The organism is Variovorax sp. 05N34, from assembly GCF_056397405.1.
The window spans coordinates 70,233-86,551 of sequence record NZ_JBFTNI010000013.1; the positions used below are offsets into that span (position 1 = coordinate 70,233).

15 protein-coding genes are annotated in these 16,319 nt (G+C 62.1%); 7 read left to right on the forward strand and 8 right to left on the reverse strand.

The genetic code is table 11. The annotated features are described in order from the left end of the window. Positions 1 to 45: 45 nt before the first annotated feature. Complete coding sequence (locus AC1DMA_RS27385; RefSeq protein WP_478128202.1) at positions 46 to 1,083, reverse strand: bifunctional riboflavin kinase/FAD synthetase; 1,038 nt, start codon at positions 1,081 to 1,083, stop codon at positions 46 to 48. A gap of 164 nt (positions 1,084 to 1,247) precedes the next feature. Between AC1DMA_RS27385 and AC1DMA_RS27390 the strand changes: the two genes are divergently transcribed. Further along, complete coding sequence (locus AC1DMA_RS27390; protein WP_478128203.1) at positions 1,248 to 1,805, forward strand: HNH endonuclease; 558 nt, start codon at positions 1,248 to 1,250, stop codon at positions 1,803 to 1,805. A gap of 27 nt (positions 1,806 to 1,832) precedes the next feature. On the opposite strand, the gene AC1DMA_RS27395 is transcribed toward AC1DMA_RS27390, so the two are convergent. From AC1DMA_RS27395 to AC1DMA_RS27405, 3 genes are all read right to left on the reverse strand, one after another. Next, the gene (locus AC1DMA_RS27395) at positions 1,833 to 3,167 is read right to left on the reverse strand and encodes a twin-arginine translocation pathway signal (RefSeq protein ID WP_478146104.1); all 1,335 of its coding nucleotides are present in this window, start codon (positions 3,165 to 3,167) and stop codon (positions 1,833 to 1,835) included. A gap of 123 nt (positions 3,168 to 3,290) precedes the next feature. Next, a complete protein-coding gene (locus AC1DMA_RS27400; RefSeq protein WP_478146105.1) occupies positions 3,291 to 4,406 on the reverse strand; it encodes an acyl-CoA dehydrogenase family protein in 1,116 nt (371 codons plus the stop codon). 24 nt (positions 4,407 to 4,430) lie between these two features. Beyond that, complete coding sequence (locus tag AC1DMA_RS27405) at positions 4,431 to 5,612, reverse strand: acyl-CoA dehydrogenase family protein (protein ID WP_478146106.1); 1,182 nt, start codon at positions 5,610 to 5,612, stop codon at positions 4,431 to 4,433. Positions 5,613 to 5,755: 143 nt separating this feature from the next. On the opposite strand from AC1DMA_RS27405, the gene purN reads away from it, so the two are divergent. After that, a complete protein-coding gene (gene purN / locus AC1DMA_RS27410) occupies positions 5,756 to 6,343 on the forward strand; it encodes a phosphoribosylglycinamide formyltransferase (protein ID WP_478128207.1) in 588 nt (195 codons plus the stop codon). A 74-nt stretch (positions 6,344 to 6,417) separates the two neighbouring features. Here purN and AC1DMA_RS27415 read toward each other — a convergent pair whose 3' ends face one another. Next, positions 6,418 to 6,654 carry a DUF1653 domain-containing protein gene (locus AC1DMA_RS27415; protein WP_478128208.1) on the reverse strand — a complete coding sequence of 79 codons (237 nt, stop codon included), beginning with the start codon at positions 6,652 to 6,654 and terminating at the stop codon, positions 6,418 to 6,420. 34 nt (positions 6,655 to 6,688) lie between these two features. Between AC1DMA_RS27415 and AC1DMA_RS27420 the strand changes: the two genes are divergently transcribed. The 3 genes from AC1DMA_RS27420 (at position 6,689) to AC1DMA_RS27430 (ending at position 11,189) form a co-directional block, all read left to right on the forward strand. After that, complete coding sequence (locus AC1DMA_RS27420; protein WP_478128209.1) at positions 6,689 to 8,548, forward strand: M48 family metallopeptidase; 1,860 nt, start codon at positions 6,689 to 6,691, stop codon at positions 8,546 to 8,548. A 27-nt stretch (positions 8,549 to 8,575) separates the two neighbouring features. Further along, entirely contained in the window at positions 8,576 to 9,844 is a 1,269-nt protein-coding gene (locus AC1DMA_RS27425) for an RsmB/NOP family class I SAM-dependent RNA methyltransferase (protein ID WP_478146107.1), read from the forward strand. Positions 9,845 to 9,974: 130 nt separating this feature from the next. Continuing rightward, on the forward strand, positions 9,975 to 11,189 hold the full coding sequence (locus tag AC1DMA_RS27430; RefSeq protein WP_478128211.1) for a DesA family fatty acid desaturase: 1,215 nt from the start codon (positions 9,975 to 9,977) through the stop codon (positions 11,187 to 11,189). A gap of 134 nt (positions 11,190 to 11,323) precedes the next feature. Here AC1DMA_RS27430 and rpmG read toward each other — a convergent pair whose 3' ends face one another. From rpmG to trxB, 3 genes are all read right to left on the reverse strand, one after another. Next, the gene (gene rpmG / locus AC1DMA_RS27435; RefSeq protein WP_007830291.1) at positions 11,324 to 11,497 is read right to left on the reverse strand and encodes a 50S ribosomal protein L33; all 174 of its coding nucleotides are present in this window, start codon (positions 11,495 to 11,497) and stop codon (positions 11,324 to 11,326) included. Between the two features lie 11 nt (positions 11,498 to 11,508). Next, positions 11,509 to 11,742: a 50S ribosomal protein L28 gene (gene rpmB / locus AC1DMA_RS27440; RefSeq protein ID WP_028251282.1), complete on the reverse strand. Its 234-nt coding sequence runs from the start codon at positions 11,740 to 11,742 to the stop codon at positions 11,509 to 11,511. A 254-nt stretch (positions 11,743 to 11,996) separates the two neighbouring features. Then, the gene (trxB, locus tag AC1DMA_RS27445; protein WP_478128212.1) at positions 11,997 to 12,947 is read right to left on the reverse strand and encodes a thioredoxin-disulfide reductase; all 951 of its coding nucleotides are present in this window, start codon (positions 12,945 to 12,947) and stop codon (positions 11,997 to 11,999) included. Between the two features lie 162 nt (positions 12,948 to 13,109). Between trxB and AC1DMA_RS27450 the strand changes: the two genes are divergently transcribed. Next, on the forward strand, positions 13,110 to 13,784 hold the full coding sequence (locus tag AC1DMA_RS27450) for a Crp/Fnr family transcriptional regulator (RefSeq protein WP_478105128.1): 675 nt from the start codon (positions 13,110 to 13,112) through the stop codon (positions 13,782 to 13,784). Between the two features lie 130 nt (positions 13,785 to 13,914). Further along, complete coding sequence (locus AC1DMA_RS27455) at positions 13,915 to 16,299, forward strand: DNA translocase FtsK (RefSeq protein ID WP_478146108.1); 2,385 nt, start codon at positions 13,915 to 13,917, stop codon at positions 16,297 to 16,299. The last annotated feature ends 20 nt before the right edge of the window (positions 16,300 to 16,319 follow it).

Genomic DNA, 16,319 nt, shown 5'->3' on the forward strand with positions numbered 1-16,319 from the left:
GCTGTGAAGGCGAGGCCGGACGCGGCGGAAAGCGAAGGTTCCGCTTTAAATTCGATCGCGCGTGGTTTGGCGATGGGTCTCGGCGTGGGTGGAAGCAAAGAATGCGCGCGCGTCACGCCCATCCTTCGCGATGCCCGCGGTAAGGGCCTCGAGACTGGTGTAGCGCAATTCGTCGTGCAATTTGTGCAGCAGTTCCACGCGGACGATTTTACCGTAGGCCCCTTCGGAACCGAGATGAGAAGGCCAGTCGAGGCAGTGCGTCTCGAGCAGCACGCGGCCGGCGTTGACGTCGTTGGCATCGAGGGAAGGGCGCACGCCCAGATTGGCGACGCCGTGAAGCGGCGAGTCGGTCAGGCCGTGGACCAGCACCGCAAAGATTCCGTTTGCGGCCGGCTTCCAATGCTTGAAACGAAGGTTGAGGGTGCGAAACCCGTCGTCGCGGCCCGGCGCGGTAGCGCCCAGCGCACGCCCAAGCTTTCGTCCATGGACCACGTGGCCGGAGATTGCGTAAGGCCGCCCCAGCAGGGTGTGCACATCGGCCATGCGACCTTCGGCGAGCGCCTCCCGTACGGCGGAGCTCGAGACGCGAAGGCCGTGCACTTCATAGCTGTTCATCCGCGCGACGTCGAAGCCGTGCTGGTCGCCGGCCCGGTCGAGCATCGCGTAGTCGCCGGCGCGCTTGGCGCCGAAGCGAAAGTCATCCCCGACCAGAACGTAGCGCGCGCCCAAGCCTTCGATCAGCACATGCTGGATGAATTCGTCGGGAGTCTGTGACGCAAGAGCGGCATCGAAAGGCAGCACGATCGTCTGCGCGACGCCGGCGGCGGCCAGCGCTGTCAGCTTGTCACGCAGCGTGCCGATCCGGGCGGGAGCCAGTTCCGGCCGCTTGGTGATGGCCGCGAAGTAGTCCCGGGGATGCGGCTCGAAGGTCAGCACGCAACTGGGGAGGTTGCGCGCGCGCGCCTCGGTGTTCAGAAGCCCGAGCATGGCCTGGTGACCACGGTGGACACCGTCGAAATTGCCAATGGTCAGGGCACAGGCCGGAGCCACGCCCGGATGCCGAAAACCCCGGAAAATCTGCATCGGTCGGTATCTTTTTGATAGCACTTTGCGCCCGTGGAATGGGCACATCAGGCCGTTTTGTCACAAAGCCGGTATATTGTGACGCACTGCGTCATGCGCAAGCCCTTTCGGCTCGCTTGGCGTGCAGGTCTTTCCGTTGTTCTCTTTGCTTGAGGAGGCGTGTGGTGAAGGTCTTGAAGCTGTCGGCCCAAGGGCTGCCTCAATCGTGGATATCGCTTGAACAGGCGGTGATCCACTACGCCTCCGACGAGGTGCGCTGGGAGGTGGGCGCGCAAGTCGCAGTCTTCCGGGGCGGCCACAACGCGGTCACTGGCCAGCAGTCGCAGATCGCCATCAACAGCATCATCGGCACCAAGGGCGTGCCGCGCATCAACCCTTTCACCCAGCGGCCGGGGCTGACGAACGGCAAACTGTTCGCGCGGGATCGCAATGTATGCGCATATTGCGGCGGCCACTTTCACGAGGAAGAGCTGACGCGCGAACACATCATTCCCTTTGCGCAAAAGGGCATCGACACCTGGATGAACGTGGTGACGGCCTGCAAGCCTTGCAATCACCGCAAGAGCAGCCGGACGCCGGAACAGGCCGGAATGCCCCTCTTGTATGCGCCGTACGTGCCGAGCCTTTGGGAGGACTTCATCCTTCGCAATCGCCGCATTCTCGCGGACCAGATGGAATTCCTGATGGCGCATCTGCCGCAGAGTTCGCGGCTGCACGGGTAGCTTTGCGCACCTGATCCGCCTTCCGGGTCAGTAGGTCAATTCGAGCACCGTCAAGTGGTTCTGCGCCGCGGGCCAGGAGAGGCCCGCCACGTGCTCACCATTGAATTCGGCCGCGACGGTGCGATGCACATCGCTTGTCAGCCTGAGTGTGGACGCCGAGACGCCCGAGCCTTGTGGCGGCACGCCGGGTGGCAGCGCTTGGCCGTCGAAGCGCATGGTGTCGCGCCGCGCGTCGAAATACCCTCGCGGGCGCGTAAAGATCACGAGCGCCTTCGTGCCGCTGCCGGTCTCCGGCATGCGCTCCGGCCGCAAATGGACGACGCTGCTCGAGCGCGGGAACGGGCTTCGGTAGATATGCGTTGTCGCGTAGCCTTTCGCGCTCAGGACGAACTCATAGGCTGTGTCCGTCTGGCCGACGAAGGGGCCCCATCGTGCGTCGGATTCGATGGTCTGCACCCACGCGGCCGGGCCGCCCCGCATTCCGGTAGAGGCTTCGACGGCAAAAATTTCGAGGCGAGCGCCAACCAGGGGCAAGTTGTTGACGAAGCCGCCGCTCGCAGCGTCCAGCGGGTGCAGGCCCAAGCCGGTGACCCTGCCGGACAGGACCACTGGCGCTTCAGGAACCGGTTGTGTCGTTCTCGCATCCTTGCCCGTGAGAAAACGCCAGGTCGCTGCAAACGCGGCCGCCGAGAACGAAGTCTCCCGGTGATCCACGCGCGGCAATACGACGTTGGTCGCGCCCCTGAGAGCCGGTCCGTCGAACCCGATGTGCGTCGGCTTGCCTTGGGCGCCGATCCAGATCCCGTCAGGTTGCGCGTATTTGTCGTTGCTGTCCGAGCGCAGTGTCAGCCACTTCACGCCGGGCGTGACTTCATCGCCCTCCGCATTTTTTGCCGCGTTGAGCTGCCGCAGGAAAGGACTCAGTCCGGAGAACTCGCTGCCTTCGCGAAGCCCTTCGATAGCCCAGATGCCGTGTGCCGGATTGCCGCCCAGGACGACATGGCTCACGACGCGATCGCCCCCGCCGTTCTGCACGTAGTTGCGGATCGCGTTGCCGCCTCGCGAGTTGCCGATCAAGACGACGCGGGACGCGCCCGTCGACGTCAGGACGCGCTCGACTTCGTGCTTCAGAAAGGCCATCGAATCGGCGGTGGAACTGCGCCCCGGCTGCGGAATGGCATCGTCATCGCGAGCCAGCGGAAAAGGTTGATCCAGTGCAAACAATCGATCGCGCGGCCAGCCGTTCGATTCGAAGCGCCAGATCGTGGTCAGCCACAAGGCGGCCGAATCGCCATTGCCGTGCATGAAAACGATGGGTGCCCGATCGGCGGCGCTTGGCGGGGTAGCGGGGGCGGGAAGCATGGTCGATGGCAAGACTGGCAGAGATCAATCAACCAGAGTTTGCACGGCAATCTCCGGTTCAAGAAAAAGCGCCCGCGGGCTCGAAGCCGGCGGGCGCCTTGCAGAGAGAGGAGATTGCGCGGATCAGGCGAACACGCCGGCCGTGTCCTGCATGCGGGCCGAGACCTCGCCCAGATGGTGCAGCGTATCGCCGAAGGTCATTTCAAGCTGCGTGAGCTTCTTGAAATAGTGACTCACGATGTACTCGTCCGTCACGCCGATTCCGCCGTGAAGTTGCACGGCCTGCTGACTGACGAAGCGCATGGAGACGCCCAACTGGTACTTGGCGCGCGCAAGTGCCTGGCGACGCTCCGCAGCCGGTGCGTTGAGCTTCAGGCTGGCGTAGTAGCTCATCGAGCGGGCCAGTTCGAGCTGCATCTTCATGTCGGCGACGCGGTGGCGAAGCGCCTGGAAGGTAGCGATCGCCACGCCGAACTGCTTGCGGGTGTTCATGTACTCGACAGTGATCGCCAGCGTCTTGTCCATCACGCCGACCGCCTCGGCGCAAGTGGCGGCAATGCCAATGTCGACGGCGTGTTCGAGGACGGGCAAGCCGTCCTTGGTGATCAGAGTGGCGGCCGCATTGTCGAAAACGACCTCTGCCGCGCGGCTGCCGTCCTGCGTGCCGTAGCCCCGGGCTGCAACGCCGTCGGCCGCGCGTTCGACGAGAAAGAGCGCGATCTTGCCGCCGAGCTGTGCGGGCACGATGTACGCGTCGGCCTCGTCGCCGGCGGGCACCAGGCTCTTGCTGCCGCTCAGCTTCCAGCCGTCACCGGCCTGGGTCGCCTGAGCCTCGCAGATATCCAGGCGATAGCGTGCCTTTCGTTCCTGGTAGGCCAGGACCACCATCGCCTGACCGCCGGCGATGCGCGGCAGCCAGTTGTCCTTGGTCTCTTCGTTGGCATGCCGGGCAAGCACGGCACCTGCGATGAATGACTGAGCCAACGGCTCCAGCACGATGCCGCGCCCGAGTTCTTCCATGACGACCATGCTTTCCACAGGTCCCATGCCCAACCCGCCCTCGTCTTCGGGGATGTAGAGGCCGCCCAGGCCCAGTTCGGCCAGCTCGTCCCACGCTTCACGAGAGAAACCCCCGGCTGCTTCGGTGGCTCGGCGGCGCTCGAAGGTGTAGCCCTTTTCGACCCACTTGGCGACCGCGTCGCGAAGCTGTTGCTGGTCGTCGCTGAAATTGAAGTCCATTGCTTGATCCTTTTTAGCCCGCGTTCAGCCCAAGACCGTCTGCGCGACGATGTTGCGTTGTACTTCGTTGCTGCCGCCGTAGATGGTGGTCTTGCGCAGATTGAAGTAGGTCGATGCAAGAGGCGCCAGTTGCGGATGTCCGCCAGGGAAATCGCCTTGCCAGCCCGCTTCCATCGCTGCGCGAATCAGCGGCAGCGAATAGGGGCCGCCGGCCAGCATCATCAGTTCCGAATAGCGTTGCTGGATCTCGCTGCCCTTGATCTTGAGGAGACCGGCGATGTCCAGCGAGTTCTTGCCCGACGTCGCGGCAGAAAGAACCCGCAACACCAGCATCTCCAGCGCGACGACGTCGACTTCGAGTTTGGCGATCTCGTCGCGGAAGCGCTGGTCTTCCCACACGCCCTCGCTCTTTGCCAGGCGCTTGAGGCGCTCCAACTCGCGCTTGGCGCGATTCACGTCGGCGATGTTGGTGCGCTCGTGCGAGAGCAGGTGCTTGGCGTAGGTCCAGCCCTTGTTTTCCTCGCCGATCAGGTTTTCGGCTGGCACTTCGACGTTGTCGAACCAGACTTCGTTGACTTCGTAGCCGCCGTCCAGCAGTTTGATCGGCCGCACCGTGACGCCGGGCGACTTCATGTCGATGAGCAGGAAGCTGATGCCGGTCTGCGGCTTGCCCTCATTGCTGGTGCGGACCAGGCAGAAGATCCATTCGCCGTATTGGCCGAGCGTGGTCCAGGTCTTCTGGCCGTTGACGATGTATTTGTCGCCTTGACGTTCTGCCTTGGTCTTGACGGAGGCGAGGTCCGAACCGGAGCCCGGTTCGCTGTAGCCCTGACTCCACCAGACTTCACCGCTCGCGATACCGGGCAGAAAGCGCTTCTGCTGCTCGGCATTGCCGTAGGCCATGATCACCGGTGCCACCATCACGGGTCCGAAGGGAATGATCCGCGGCGCGCCGGCGAGGGCGGCTTCTTCTTCGAACAGGTGTTTTTCGATCGCCGTCCAACCGGGTCCGCCAAATTCCTTGGGCCAGCCGTATCCCAGCCAGCCTTTCTTTCCAAGGATCTTGGCCCAGCGTTGCAGATCGTCGCGCGTCAATTCCAGCGCGTTATGCACCTTGTGGGAAATCTCTGCGGGAAGGTTTTCCTTGACCCATGCGCGAATCTCTTCGCGGAACTTCTGTTCTTCAGGTGTGAAGCTCAAATCCATGCGTGCCTCGCTGTGTTGATCGAACGCCGCAGGAGGCGGCGTGTCTCCGAAACCGATGGTTTTAGCACGGTCGTGCTTGTTCGAGGTGTCCGCGCGGCGACAAGCCCGGAGCCCCTGACCAAGCACAGATAATCCCGCGTCCCATGAAGAACATTGTGATCCTGATCTCGGGGAGTGGCTCCAATATGGCGGCCATTCTGAAAGCGGCTGAAAGCGGTCGCTGGGCGGCGCGCTTGGGCGCGCGCGTGGCGGCAGTCATCAGCAACAGGGCGGATGCGCAAGGATTGCTGATCGCCCGGCAGCATGGCGTTTCCACGGCCGTGGTTTCGCACAAGGAGTTTTCTAGCAGGCCGGAGTTCGACGCGGCACTTGCCCGCGAAGTCGACGCGCATTCGCCGGCGCTCATTGTTCTGGCCGGATTCATGCGCATCCTGACCCCCGACTTCGTTGCGCGCTACGAAGGCCGGCTGCTGAACATTCACCCGTCGCTCCTGCCCGCTTTCCCGGGGCTCGACACGCACCGGCGAGCACTGGAGGCCGGGTGCCGGGTGGCAGGGGTGACCGTTCATGAGGTGACGGTGCAACTGGATCATGGGCCGATCCTTGCCCAAGCGGCAGTGCCTGTCATGCCCGACGACACTCCTGAAATCTTGGCTGCGCGGGTGTTGGCGCAAGAACACAGGGTTTACCCCCAAGCCATCGCAAGCTGGCTCGAACGCGACACAAACTGACACAATCCCACCATCTCGTGTGCTGGGGGATGTCGGATTGAAAAGTTCTGGTCGCGCCTCTGGTCGCACTTCGCCTAGTCGAGCTTGACGAAGCGTCTCCGTGATGAGCCCTCAACATCCACGACTTCATCGAACATGCCTGCGGGTCTCACCCAAAGGCCGCGCTCCCCATAAAGCGCTCGATAGAGCGTCATCGGCTCCAGCGTCTCGCTGTGGCGCACCGTGCCGAGGACTTCATATTCGCCGCCCTTGTAGTGGAGGTAGCGCCCAGGCGGTGTTTCGATCAGGGGCGGCAGGATTTCGTCTGACACGTGGTTGTTTCCCTCTATAGGCTGAAAGGTCAGGATGAATCGGGCAGATTTTGTTCATCTGGTGCGACTGAGCGAGCATGCCAGCGCCGATGACAGCACCGGCTACCGGCGCGGCGTCGCCATTTTTGCCGCGCTGGGTTACCTGTGGGTGGTCGCCTGCCTGGCGCTTGCGGTTGGCATCATCGTGTGGGTGGCCGGGTCTTTGGGTGTCGGCGGACGTTTTGGTGTAGCCCACGGCTGGCTTCTGTTGTTTGCGCTAGGGTTGCTCTGGGCGACGCTGCGCGCGCTTTGGGTGCGCCTCGAAGCGCCGGAAGGAATCGTGCTGGAGCGTGAAGACGCGCCCGGGCTTTTCGAGTCCCTCGACCGTATCCAGCGGAAGATCGACGGACCACCCGTGCATCGCGTCTATCTCGACAGCGAATTCAATGCGAGCATCCGCCAGTTGCCGCGCTTCGGTCTCTTTGGGGGTGCGACCAATTACCTGAGCGTGGGGCTGCCCCTTTTGATGGCGCTGGACCGGCGCCGGCTGCTTTCGGTGTTGGCGCACGAATACGGTCACTTGCGCGGCAACCACGGCAAGCTGAGCGCGTGGATTTACCGCACCCGCCTTTCCTGGCTCCGGCTCGACGCTAATTTCCAGCGCGACGAGGGTGTCATGGCATTCGCGTCGCAAGCCTTCTTTCGGTGGTACTTTCCCCGCTTTGCCGCGAAGACTTTCGCGCTGGCGCGGCAGGATGAATACGAAGCCGATCGGGTCGCGGCGCGGCTTCTGGGGACGCGCGTCGTTGCCAGTGCCCTGAAGGAGATCGCCGTCAAAAGCGCCTGGTACGCGGAGCAATTCTGGCCGGCGCATTGGGGGCGCGCGCTCGATGATGCTCTGCCGGCGGGGCCGTTCTCCTCCATGGCGCCCCGGTTTTGCGCCCCCGTCGAAGAGGACTTCGCCCGCGCGGCGCTGCGCGATGCGCTTCGCAGCGTGAGCGACGTGGACGACACGCATCCGGTTTTGCGCGATCGGCTGGAAGCACTCGATGAGAAATCCGCCATGCCGTCCTGGTCTGACAAGCCGGCGCTCGGCCTGCTGGCGGACGCAGGCAAGTGGATTGCCCATTTCGACGACGAATGGCGCCGGGATCACGCGAGCGACTGGAAGCAGCATCACGCCTATCTGGTTCGGGTGCGCGAACGTGTGGCGGCGCTCTCGGAGAGTGCCGGACGGAACAGCGCTGACGAGATGGTGGAGTGGGCCGACTGCGCGCGCCGCATCGATCGCGCACCTGACGTGCGCAAGCTGTATGAACGTGCGCTCGCAATCACAGCGGACCATCCCGGAGCACTGCGCGGCTTGGCGCAGGTACTCCCCGCCAGCGATCGGCCAAGCCGTCTGGCGCTGCTCGAGCGCTTGCACGAATCGAGCGCAGCCAGCCGATGGTGGGCGGCTAAGACAGCGGTTGCGGCACTAGAAGACCTCGACAATGGAGCCCACGACGATCGTGCGCTCAGGCTCTGGCGCGAGCGAGCCAGGACGGCCGAGGCCGCCGAGCAGCGCGCGTGGGAAGAAATCACCGAAACGCCGTTCTTCAGCCAGATCGCGCGCCATGATCTGAGCGAGTTCGAACTCGGCGAATTGCGCGCGGACTTCGTGCGTTGCGGGGCGATCAACCGGGCATGGGTGGTGCGCAAGAACCTTCGCGAGTTTCCATGGCGGCGCGCGTACGTCGTCTTTCTCGAACTGCCTGCGCTTCCGGACGAAGAGCGCTGGAATCTCTGCCGTCAACTGGAGCACACGTTGAGCATTCCCGGCGCTGCGCTGGTCTTGTGGGCCGGGCATTCGCCTACCCTCGCGGAGATCGAGCGTCAGGCTTTCGGGCCGGTTTGGACGCGCGCTTCCGCGTGACGGGGGCTTCGGCTGAGACAATGGGGCATGCACCCCAAAGCCCTGCTTGAGGCCACAGCCGCACTGGTCGGCCTCGTTCTGAAATTCGATCACCCGGCCGATCAGGTCGTTTCCCGCTTCTTTCGCGATCACCGCGAACTCGGGCCCCGTGAGCGCGCCACATTGGCCGAGACTGTTTACACGGTACTCCGCAAGAAGCTGCTTTTCGATCACTTGTCGCCTTCTGGCAGCGGCCCAAAGGAGCGCCGGATGGCGATCCTCGGCTTCTACGGGCCGCGAGACTTCCTCAAGAGTGCATTGAACGACACTGAAAAGCGATGGCTAGACAACTGCGACGCCGTCAAACAGGACGATTTACTCGAACGTCACCGGCACAACTTGCCGGAATGGTTGGTGGCGCCTCTTAAGGCGCAGTTGGGCGATCAGTTCTGGCAGCTGGTAGAGAGCTTGCAACAGGCGGCCCCGCTCGATCTTCGTGTCAATGTCCTCAACGACAAGCGGGCGGACGTGCAAAAAGAACTGGCACTGGCGCGCATCAAGTCTATGGCAACGCCGTTTTCGCCTTGGGGTCTCCGCATCGAGGGGAAACCGGCACTCACCAAGGTCGACGCTTTTGCCCGCGGCGCGGTCGAAGTGCAGGACGAGGGATCTCAGCTGCTCGCGCTGCTGCTCGATGCAAAGCGGGGCGAGATGGTGGTCGACTTTTGTGCAGGCGCAGGCGGCAAAACACTTGCGATCGGCGCGACCATGAGAAATACCGGACGGCTTTACGCCTTCGACACTTCGGCGCACCGGCTGGATGCGCTGAAGCCGAGGCTTGCGCGGAGCAAGCTCTCCAACGTGCACCCTGCTGCGATTGCGCATGAGCGAGATGACCGCATCAAGCGCCTGGCGGGCAAGATCGATCGTGTTTTGGTTGACGCGCCTTGCTCAGGCTTGGGTACGCTTCGGCGAAACCCCGATCTGAAGTGGCGGCAATCCCCGCAATCCGTACAAGAACTCACAGTCAAGCAGGCAGCGATTCTGCAAAGCGCCGCGCGATTGGTGAAATCCGGGGGGCGGCTTATCTATGCAACATGCAGCATCCTGCCGGAGGAGAACGAAGTCATCGCCGAAGCTTTTGGCGCGGCGAACCCCGACTTCGAGGCAGAGGACGTGTCCGAACTGCTGAAAGGATTGAAGATTCCGAATGCCGAGTCCCTGTGCATCGGCGGCGAAGGAGGACGTTTTCTCCGGCTTTGGCCCCACCGCCATGCGACGGACGGGTTTTTTGCATCGGTGTGGACGCGGAAGTAGGCACAAAGCTCCAAAGAAGGTCGGAACCTGCGGTGGATCAAGGATTTAGCCCCCTTTTCAGGGCCGAACCTTTAAAATCGCCAGTTACCTGAAGGCTGCACCTTCGTGCGGCTATGGAGTATTGAATTCAATGTTGCTTCCTGACTCTGCCGTACTGAGCGCGGCCATCGATTGGCTCGGACACGGCTTGTGGGATCTCACTTGGTGGCAGATCGTGTTGTACACGCTCGTCACCACGCACATCACGATCGCGGGTGTGACGATTTTCCTGCACCGGACGCAAACGCATCGGGCCATGGATCTTGGTCCGATTCCCTCTCACTTCTTCCGCTTCTGGCTGTGGCTCGGTACCGGCATGGTGACCAAGGAATGGGTCGCCATCCACCGCAAGCATCACGCAAAGTGCGAAACCGAAGAAGACCCGCACAGCCCCCAGATCAAGGGCATCGACGAAGTCATGTGGCGCGGCGCAGAGCTGTATCGCAAGGAATCGAAGAACAAAGACACCATGGAGCGATTCGGCCATGGCACCCCCAACGACTGGATCGAGCGCAATCTCTACTCGCGCTATAGCTGGCAAGGCGTTGGCCTGATGCTCATCCTCAACCTGGCACTGTTTGGCGGAATCGGCCTCACAGTCTGGGCTGTGCAGATGCTCTGGATCCCGTTCTGGGCGGCCGGTGTGGTCAACGGCATCGGGCACTTCTGGGGTTATCGCAACTTCGAAGCCACTGATGCGAGCACCAACCTGATTCCCTGGGGAATCATCATCGGCGGCGAAGAGCTGCACAACAACCATCACACCTATCCGACTTCCGCCAAGTTCTCGGTGAAGAAGTACGAGTTCGATATCGGCTGGGTCTACATCAGCCTGATGCAGAAGATCGGCTGGGCCAAGGTCAAAAAGGTTCCGCCGAAGCTCCAGATGGGCGACGTGCAGCCTGTGGCCGATGCAAGAACGCTGGAAGCGGTCATAGCGAATCGCTACGAGGTGATGGCCGGCTATGCGCGCGAAATGCGCCGCACCACCCGTCACGAATTGGCGGCACTCAAGTCGAAGGGAGCCGACTTGTCGGTGTTGAAGGCGGCCAAGCGGTGGTTGCATCGTGACGACGACAAGGTGCCCGCAGCGGCACGACCCCAGTTGGTGCAGGTGCGAGCGGCGCATCCGGTGCTCGACAAGATGATCACCATGCGCGAAGAGCTTCGGCAACTGTGGCTCAATACGTCGCAGTCGCGTGAGCAGTTGGCTGCGGATCTCGCTGCCTGGTGCCATCGCGCGGAAGCCAGCGGCATCTCCGGACTGCGCGAATTCTCGACCCGCCTGCGAGCAGCTCGCGCCTGAGATTCAGAAGTATCGGCAACGCCGATTCAAAAAAGCCGGCTTCTAAGCCGGCTTTTTTCTGCCCGCATGGGAAATCGCAGGCCAATAAAAAACCCCGCTGAATCTCAGCGGGGTTTTTTGAAAGCTCAGCCGAACTACTTCAGCTTGATTTCCTTGTACTCAACGTGTTTGCGTGCCTTCGGGTCGAACTTCATGATCGACATCTTTTCGGGCATCGTCTTCTTGTTCTTGCTGGTCGTGTAGAAATGGCCGGTACCMGCGGTGGATTCCAGCTTGATCTTTTCGCGTCCGCCTTTGCTCGTTGCCATGATTCAGCTCCTTAAGCTTGGCCGCGTGCACGCAGGTCTGCGAGCACGGCGTCGATGCCGTTCTTGTCGATTAGGCGCAGGGCAGCGCTCGAAACGCGCAGGCGAACCCAGCGGTTTTCAGTTTCGACCCAGAAACGACGGTATTGCAGGTTCGGCAGGAACCGGCGCTTGGTTTTGTTGTTGGCGTGGGAAACGTTGTTTCCGACCATCGGGCCTTTGCCCGTAACTTCGCATACGCGTGCCATGTGGACACTCTTTCTTGAACAGCTGGCACCTGAGTGCAACGGAGTTGCAAGGTGGTTTGCAGCTTGACCTCGCCAGAAGCGGGTGGCGGTACCCCGATTTGCTGCATGAGCCAAGAGTCTGGCAGAACTCAGCAAAGCCGGCGATTATAGCCCGCCAGGCATCCTTCAGTCAGATCGACACGCAAACGCGGAGAAGCCCCCTCGTCAGCTCTGGCCGCGGCAGTTGTGCCCAGCTCAAAGCTGACTGGGCGGCCTTATTCCTGCTCGAGAAATCGCTGGGCGTCCAGCGCTGCCATACAGCCGGTGCCAGCGCTGGTGATGGCTTGGCGATAAATGTGGTCCTGCACGTCGCCTGCGGCAAACACGCCTGGAATGCTCGTCATGGTGGCGAAGCCCTGCAACCCCGCTCGGGTCAGGATGTATCCGTCCTTCATCTCGACTTGGCCCTGAAAGATGTCGGTATTCGGATGGTGCCCGATCGCGATGAAGCAGCCCTTCAGATCCAGCTTCTCGGTAGCACCGGTTTGAGTGTTTTTGAGGCGGATGCCAGTGACGCCGGAATCGTCCCCCAGGACTTCATCCAACGTGTTGTGCACCTTCAGATCGATCTTGCCTTCCGCGACCTTTTCGTGGAGCTTGTCGATGAGGATGGGCTCCGCACGGAACTTCTCGCGACGATGCACCAGCGTCACCTTGCTCGCAATGTTTGAGAGGTAAAGCGCTTCTTCGACGGCGGTGTTGCCTCCGCCGATGACGCACACCTCCTGGTCGCGGTAGAAGAAGCCGTCGCACGTCGCGCAGCCCGATACCCCGCGGCCCATGAAGTGCTGCTCGGAGTCGAGGCCGAGGTACTTGGCGGATGCACCGGTGGCAATGATGAGCGCGTCGCAGGTGTAGGTGCCGCTGTCGCCGGTGAGTGTGAACGGCCGCTTGCTGAGATCGACCTTGTTAATGTGGTCAAAGACGATCTGGGTCTTGAAGCGCTCGGCGTGCTCCAGAAAGCGTTGCATGAGATCGGGACCCTGGACCCCATGGACATCGGCAGGCCAGTTGTCGACCTCGGTGGTCGTCATGAGTTGGCCGCCTTGGGCGATGCCGGTGATGAGCATCGGTTCGAGATTGGCTCGCGCAGCGTAGACTGCCGCGGTATAGCCGGCCGGACCTGAGCCGAGAATGAGAACCTTAGCGTGGCGTGGGGAGGACATGAGTAGAAAACCTCAGATTGACGCTGCAGCAGCGTGTACATTTTCAGGGTGATAGATATGGAGTATCACCGTCCGGTTCAATGCCCGGGCGGGGCTGTTTTCAATGCGCGCGATTGTATTAATCCATTGATCGTGAATCGTGCGGAATCCGGGAATTGATGAATGTCGATGCTGTCCAATCTTGAATTGCTCCGCCGCGTGCCACTCTTCGCGGCACTGACGCCAACGCAGTCCGCGAGCATTGCGGATGCGATCGTCAAGAAGCGCTTCAAGCGCGCTGAAGTGATCGTGGAGCAGGGCAAGAAGTCCGATGCGCTCTATATCATCCTGACCGGACGCGCCCGTGTGATGAGTACCGACAGCCGAGGCAGAGAGGTGATCCTGGCGACCTTGCAGCCAGGTGACTACATCGGCGAGATGAGCATGATCGACGACGAGCCGCATTCGGCCACCGTTCGCACCGAGATCCAGACCGATGTGCTGATGCTGGGCCGCGAGGCTTTTGCTCGTTGCCTGCCGGAAAGCTCCTCGATGTCTTACAACATCATGCGCGGCTTGGTTGCCCGGCTTCGGCACGCCGATCGGAAGATCGAGTCGTTGGCGCTGATGGATGTCTATGGGCGCGTGGCGCGTTCGCTGCTCGAGTTCGCAGTGGACGACGGAGCGGGCAACCTCAAGGTGCGCGACAAGATTTCCCGACAGGATCTGGCCAAGATGGTGGGTGCTTCGCGCGAAATGGTCAGCCGCGTCATGAAGGACCTCGAGGAGCGCGGATTCGTGCAGACGTTGCCGGACGGCGCCATGATCATCAAGGAACGGCTCTCATCGCTGGCCTGATGGTCCGGCCGGCAGTGCGCAGCACGGCGGCCCCTGCATCGGCGGACCCTGACAACGCGGTCGCGATGGTTTTCGTTGTAGTTTCCTTTGACCACCAGTCCGTCCCTGACGGGTGGTGGCTGTGCCTTTCATGACTTATTCGCTCAATACTCTCCAATCGTCTTCGTCGGTCGACGGCCAGCCGGTGCGGTTGCGCGCGATGCGATTCGCCCACGAGATCACTCTCATCGCCGGCTTTGTCGCGCTGCTGTTCTGGCTCATGGCGATGTTGAGCTTCACGCCCTCTGACGCAGCCTGGTCCACGTCCGGTACAGGGGGCGAGGTCAAGAACTGGGGCGGGCGTATTGGCGCATGGCTTGCGGATGCGAGCTATTTCCTCGCCGGATATTCGGTCTGGTGGTGTCTTGCGGCCGGGGTGCGCGTCTGGCTTTCCTCATTGGCAGGATGGATGCGCGGCGGTGGCGCTGCCGTGCCGGAGGAAGCCCCGCGCGGTCCGTTCAACCGCAGCCGGCTCGCGTTCTGGTTTGGGCTCATCTTGTTGTTGTGCGCCAGCGCCGTCCTTGAATGGTCGCGTCTCTATCGGCTTGAATTTCGACTGCCCGGACATGGCGGTGGGGTGTTGGGTTATCTGGTCGGACCGGCCAGCGTCAAATGGATGGGCTTCACCGGCTCTGCGCTCATCGCCATTGCATGTGGGGTGATCGGTTCGGCGCTCGTGTTCCGGTTCTCGTGGGGGCAGATCGCCGAGCGCATCGGGACGCGCCTCTATTCGCTCTTCGAGTCGCGTCGCGAAAGGCGGGAAATTGCGCAAGACATCGCGATGGGCAAGCGGGCGGTGCGCGAGCGCGAAGAACTGGTATCGGTCGACCCCGGCGGCGAGAGCGAAGCTCCGGACGACGAAATGCGGGCGGTGCCGCGACCCAAACGGCGTCCAGCTTCTCCGCCGGTTCAAATCGAACCAGCGCTCGCGGAGGTACCCAAGAGCGACCGTGTCGCGAAAGAGCGCCAGAAGCCATTGTTTCGCGAATTGCCCGACAGCAAGCTGCCACAGGTCGATCTGCTCGATGCCGCGCAGACACGGCAGGAGACCGTCTCGGCTGACACGCTCGAGATGACGTCGCGCCTCATAGAGAAGAAGCTGAAGGACTTTGGCGTCGAGGTGCGCGTGGTGCTTGCTTCCCCAGGGCCGGTGATCACCCGCTACGAAATCGAGCCCGCTACTGGCGTGAAGGGCTCGCAGATCGTGAATCTTGCGAAGGACCTCGCGCGTTCTCTGTCGCTGGTGTCGATCCGCGTCGTCGAGACGATTCCAGGCAAGAACTACATGGCGCTCGAACTGCCGAACGCCAAGCGGCAGTCGATCAGGCTCAGCGAAATCCTGGGCTCGCAGATCTACAACGAGGGCAAGTCGATGCTCACCATGGGCCTCGGCAAGGACATCGTGGGCAATCCGGTTGTGGCCGATCTGGCAAAAATGCCCCACGTGCTGGTCGCCGGTACGACCGGTTCGGGCAAGTCGGTCGGCATCAACGCGATGATCCTGAGCCTGCTCTACAAGGCCGAGGCGCGCGATGTCCGTCTTCTGATGATCGACCCGAAGATGCTCGAAATGTCGGTGTACGAAGGCATTCCGCATCTGCTGGCGCCCGTGGTGACCGACATGCGACAGGCAGCCCATGGACTCAACTGGTGCGTGGCCGAGATGGAGCGCCGCTACAAGCTCATGAGCAAGCTGGGTGTGCGCAACCTGGCCGGCTACAACACCAAGATCGATGAGGCGAAGTCGCGCGAGGAGTTCATCTACAACCCCTTCAGCCTCACGCCGGACAGCCCCGAACCGCTCGCACGCGAGCCGCACATTGTCGTGGTGATCGATGAGTTGGCCGACCTGATGATGGTCGTGGGCAAGAAGATCGAGGAACTCATCGCTCGGCTTGCGCAGAAGGCACGCGCGGCGGGCATCCACCTGATCCTCGCCACGCAGCGACCGAGCGTGGATGTGATCACTGGTCTGATCAAGGCCAACATTCCAACCCGTATCGCATTCCAGGTGTCGAGCAAGATCGATTCGCGCACCATCCTCGACCAGATGGGGGCTGAAGCGCTGCTGGGCATGGGTGACATGCTCTATATGCCGAGCGGCACCGGATTGCCAGTCCGGGTACATGGCGCGTTCGTCAGCGACGAGGAAGTGCATCGCGTCGTTGCCTATCTGAAATCGCAGGGCGAGCCGGATTACATCGAGGGTGTGCTCGAAGGCGGCACAGTCGACGGTGACAGCGACCTGCTCGGCGAAGGGGGCGGCGATGGCGGCGAAAAGGACCCGATGTACGACCAGGCCGTGGAAGTCGTGCTCAAGAACCGCAAGGCGAGCATTTCGCTGGTTCAGCGTCACCTGAAGATCGGCTACAACCGTGCCGCGCGGCTGGTCGAAGACATGGAAAACGCAGGTCTCGTCAGTGCGATGAGCGGCAGCGGCCAGCGCGAAATTCTCGTCCCTGCGCGCACTGAATGAACTTGTCCAGCGAGGGATGC

Excerpts from the sequence above, each read along its gene's own strand:
- AC1DMA_RS27385 (WP_478128202.1), bottom strand. The coding sequence starts at position 1,083 with ATGCAGATTTTCCGGGGTTTTCGGCATCCGGGCGTGGCTCCGGCCTGT.
- AC1DMA_RS27395 (WP_478146104.1), bottom strand. The coding sequence starts at position 3,167 with ATGCTTCCCGCCCCCGCTACCCCGCCAAGCGCCGCCGATCGGGCACCC.
- AC1DMA_RS27425 (WP_478146107.1), top strand. The coding sequence starts at position 8,576 with ATGCACCCCAAAGCCCTGCTTGAGGCCACAGCCGCACTGGTCGGCCTC.
- AC1DMA_RS27430 (WP_478128211.1), top strand. The coding sequence starts at position 9,975 with ATGTTGCTTCCTGACTCTGCCGTACTGAGCGCGGCCATCGATTGGCTC.
- AC1DMA_RS27400 (WP_478146105.1), bottom strand. The coding sequence starts at position 4,406 with ATGGACTTCAATTTCAGCGACGACCAGCAACAGCTTCGCGACGCGGTC.
- rpmB (WP_028251282.1), bottom strand. The coding sequence starts at position 11,742 with ATGGCACGCGTATGCGAAGTTACGGGCAAAGGCCCGATGGTCGGAAAC.
- trxB (WP_478128212.1), bottom strand. The coding sequence starts at position 12,947 with ATGTCCTCCCCACGCCACGCTAAGGTTCTCATTCTCGGCTCAGGTCCG.
- purN (WP_478128207.1), top strand. The coding sequence starts at position 5,756 with ATGAAGAACATTGTGATCCTGATCTCGGGGAGTGGCTCCAATATGGCG.
- AC1DMA_RS27420 (WP_478128209.1), top strand. The coding sequence starts at position 6,689 with ATGAATCGGGCAGATTTTGTTCATCTGGTGCGACTGAGCGAGCATGCC.
- AC1DMA_RS27450 (WP_478105128.1), top strand. The coding sequence starts at position 13,110 with ATGTCGATGCTGTCCAATCTTGAATTGCTCCGCCGCGTGCCACTCTTC.
- AC1DMA_RS27405 (WP_478146106.1), bottom strand. The coding sequence starts at position 5,612 with ATGGATTTGAGCTTCACACCTGAAGAACAGAAGTTCCGCGAAGAGATT.
- AC1DMA_RS27455 (WP_478146108.1), top strand. The coding sequence starts at position 13,915 with ATGACTTATTCGCTCAATACTCTCCAATCGTCTTCGTCGGTCGACGGC.